Raw genomic sequence first — 3,512 nt, 5'->3', positions numbered from 1 at the left:
GGCCCACGGCGGACACTAAATTAAGCTACAAAGATTTAGATTGAAGCTTTTATTAATGTTATGGCTGCATTTTTAGCTCGATTTGCGGCTCCTGAGCCAGGACTTATTCTTTCTACTAAAGCGGCACCTTCAAATAACATTGTTAATTGTTGACCTATAGCCTCTGGGTCCTTTGCACCAGCGGTTGCAGCAATCTTAGAAAGGTAACCTTGTAACTCGACAGCCAATACAGATGAATATTGATTGATTGGATGCTCAGGATCAGGAAATTCAACTGCTGCAATATGGAATGGTAGTCCATGAAACTCTGGGGTCGATATCCATTGTTCTACAAGTTCACATAAAGTAATAAGAATATCGATAGAGTCGGCTTTTTTGGTAGCTAACCTAGAGTTTAACCATGCATAAAACTTATTTGACTTATCTCTAAGGTAGGCTGTGATAAGTAAGTTCTTACTTGGGAAATGTTTGTAAAGTGTTGCTTTTGCAATCCCCGCCTCAGCGATAATGGTGTCAACACCAGAAGCTTGAATACCTCTAGTTTCAAATAGACTAGTGGCTGTTGCGAGTATTTTTTCATTCATATTCATCATATTTCCTTATCAAAGCTATTCTAGGCGAAGCTACGATAACTTAAATTGCAATTTAATTAGGTAACTGTGTACGCATTAACTCTTGCGGGTAAAGGCAATTAACATAACCTAATGCAAGCCTTAAATCTTCCACATGATTTAAATCGATGGAACCTTTGTTCACAAACATTAGAAATGCCTGCCGTTGCTCTGTAGGCAACATTGCTGCTTGCGGTAACTGACAAGTACCACTTTTCATCTTACTGTAAGCAAGTTGCAATATGCTAATAGTTACTGAATCAGTATCGCTTTTACCAAATTCTATTGGTGACTTAGTCGTTAATTTATCAATATTTCGCATGCTGTAGTTATTTAGGGTTATTGCAGACGTACATATCAACATGGTTACTGTCGCAAGTCCAATTGAGAATGTTCGATTTCCTTTTTGAGAAGTTATATGGCTTCGAATAGACTGATTGAGAAGCGACCATGCTTTATCTGAACCTGTTTGAGATTGAATTTTTATTGCACCTATCGTTAGGAAAAGCAATTGATCATAAAATACTTCAGGATGCTTTTTTGAGACTTTTTCAATGTTCACTCGAATTAACTCTTTAAGCGTATTCACATCTTCTAGACTTAATTCTAACGATTCCCCCGTATTGTTCTTATTTGAAAGTCTTTCAATATTCCATTGTTTTAATTGGCTAGAAAGCTTTAGCAAATAAGCATCTGAGAATCTATTAAATCGTATATTGCACTTAAAAAAACTTAATACGTTTAGAAAGCCATCGTTCAAGAATTTCAGACTTTGAGCTTGAAAACTTTGAATTTGGTTCAACGTAAATACCCCTAAAAAATTACTTGCATGTTTCAGATCTCTTCAAGTAGACTGTAAATAAGTAAACAGACCTGTCTGAATACTACCTTAACATTTTATAAAAAGCAATCGAACGCGCTCTTTAAACTTTAATTTTATATAGGATTATTATGCATATTGCAACTAACAATATTCATCTGGCCGATTGGCGTAGTCATTGTTAAATTGCGTCTTAAATTGCCATGACTAAAGTATCAGATAACTGTAATTATCAGCTTCAAGTTTGTACACAGATGCGTTATGCGCCGAATCCACAAAGCTGCGCAAATAGCGGCAGCAATGTCATTTTGCGTGCTCTGGAGGAGGCTGTCGCTGCAAATAAGCTAAATATAGAAGTTGTGCCAACAAGGTGTTTGTTAAGGTGTGATGAGGGGCCGAATGTGCTACTTAGTCCTGAAGGAATTAAGTGGAATAGAGTTTCACTAGATTCAGTAAAAGAAATAATCTCTAAATGCAAGAAGCTATAAAAAAACCATTTGAAAAAAGACAGACCTTTCTGTATTATAGGGCTGTAGTTTAATTTATTAATATAACAAGGGGAAAAAGATGGAAATATTATTGATAGGGGCGGCAGCCTGTATTACCGCATTAATTACTTCCGCATGGTTAATGACATTTGCCAAGTGGTTTCCAATTAATGGCGTCGATGAATTTGTTGTTGATTATAAAACGCTCATCAGAGCACACGTTGACTACGCATTGATGGCTTTGTTTGGTCTTGGATTTTATGGCCTTGGGATTGAATTGCCTGTAGTTGCTTGTTGGTGTATTGCAGTGGGAGGATTCTCAAATCCAACTATATTTACAATCGCCGCATTTGACCCAAATTTTTGGAATAAGAAAATTTGGAAGATTTACACCGCCTTAAGCTTCGTAGTGTCCTCAGTAGGATTTATGTGGATAGCTTATGTCTTATTTAAATACGCTTTAGCTAAATATGGATACTAAATAAACTATAAGAAATTAGGCCTTCGATTATGAACACAAGACAAACACAGATTAATAAGTGCTCAATAAATCGAAGTCCTATTCATAAGTTAAACTCTTACCTTATAAAATATATCTCCAATCTAATAACAATTTATATCGAAATATTTAATTACTAAATATCTCGAATAAAATCCAAATAGTGAAGTTCCATCTATTTTTGACATAACAAATGTATGAAATATATGTCAGCTAGGGTCGGGAAGCACGGTTTTAAGTGTCTGCTTTGAAGAAATGTAATTATCAAGCCCAAAAGGAGAAGGCCATTACTTCACTCAGGGTCGAAAGTCCCGAACTTCAATGTCTTTTAACCGGATGTAAAAAACATTAAATCAATCACCGACAACGGCTAGCTCCTAATTCACAAACCTAGGCTGCAAGGCATCTAAATTAAGCTCATGCAAAATCGCCTGTAATCTAGCTTGCGCATTCTTACGTGGCTGACCTGTATATTTCGCAATAATCAGCTCGTTTTTCATGGAATGTTCCCAGCCTACTAATTCCGTAACGGTGAGCTGATACCCTGCCGCTTCAAGCTGCAAGCAGCGTAATACATTGGTAATTTGACTACCGAACTCCCGGGTATGAATCGGGTGGCGCCAGATTTCACTTAAAGGCGTTTTGCCAAAACTTTCATTTTTGTGTTGGCGTAAAACTTCCGCCACCTCTGCCTGACAGCACGGCACTAGCACCATGTAGTTAGCTTTTTTCTTTAAGCCAAATTGAATCGCATCATCAGTAGCGGTATTGCAGGCATGTAGCGCGGTGACAATATCTACCGTTTCTGGCAAGGAGTTCGAAGAAATCGATTCTTCAACGGTTAAATGTTCAAACTGCATGCGGTCAAATCCACATTCCGCAGCCAACGCTTTCGATTTTTCAACCAATTCCGCACGTGTTTCTATCCCAATTACTTGGCCAGCCAGTTGTTGCTTCATTAATAAATCATACAAAATAAAGCCAAGATAAGATTTGCCTGCACCGTGATCCACAATGACTGGATTAGGATTTTTGGTTAAAACGTCATTAAACAAAGGCTCAATAAAGTTCACCAAATGGTAAACCTGCTTGAG

General features: G+C 37.4%; 4 protein-coding genes. 1 reads left to right on the top strand and 3 read right to left on the bottom strand.

Annotation, left to right across the window (positions count from 1 at the left end):
• Positions 1-35: 35 nt before the first annotated feature.
• The gene (locus tag HOO90_RS08225; protein WP_292841955.1) at positions 36-590 is read right to left on the bottom strand and encodes a TetR/AcrR family transcriptional regulator; all 555 of its coding nucleotides are present in this window, start codon (positions 588-590) and stop codon (positions 36-38) included.
• A gap of 55 nt (positions 591-645) precedes the next feature.
• Entirely contained in the window at positions 646-1,413 is a 768-nt protein-coding gene (locus HOO90_RS08220) for a hypothetical protein (RefSeq protein ID WP_292841953.1), read from the bottom strand.
• Positions 1,414-1,998: 585 nt separating this feature from the next.
• Between HOO90_RS08220 and HOO90_RS08215 the strand changes: the two genes are divergently transcribed.
• Positions 1,999-2,400 carry a hypothetical protein gene (locus HOO90_RS08215; protein WP_292841951.1) on the top strand — a complete coding sequence of 134 codons (402 nt, stop codon included), beginning with the start codon at positions 1,999-2,001 and terminating at the stop codon, positions 2,398-2,400.
• Positions 2,401-2,795: 395 nt separating this feature from the next.
• On the opposite strand, the gene HOO90_RS08210 is transcribed toward HOO90_RS08215, so the two are convergent.
• Positions 2,796-3,512, bottom strand: a 717-nt coding sequence (locus tag HOO90_RS08210) for an SAM-dependent methyltransferase (protein WP_292841949.1), incomplete at its 5' end; no start/stop codon positions are given.

This window comes from Methylotenera sp. (genome assembly GCF_013141425.1).
Lineage (GTDB): Bacteria > Pseudomonadota > Gammaproteobacteria > Burkholderiales > Methylophilaceae > Methylotenera.
Note: the sequence above shows the minus strand (reverse complement) of the source record. Positions and strands in the feature narration are given on the sequence as shown.

Bases quoted from the DNA above. Each gene is read 5' to 3' on its own strand.
- HOO90_RS08225 (WP_292841955.1), bottom strand. From the start codon at position 590: ATGAATATGAATGAAAAAATACTCGCAACAGCCACTAGTCTATTTGAA.
- HOO90_RS08215 (WP_292841951.1), top strand. From the start codon at position 1,999: ATGGAAATATTATTGATAGGGGCGGCAGCCTGTATTACCGCATTAATT.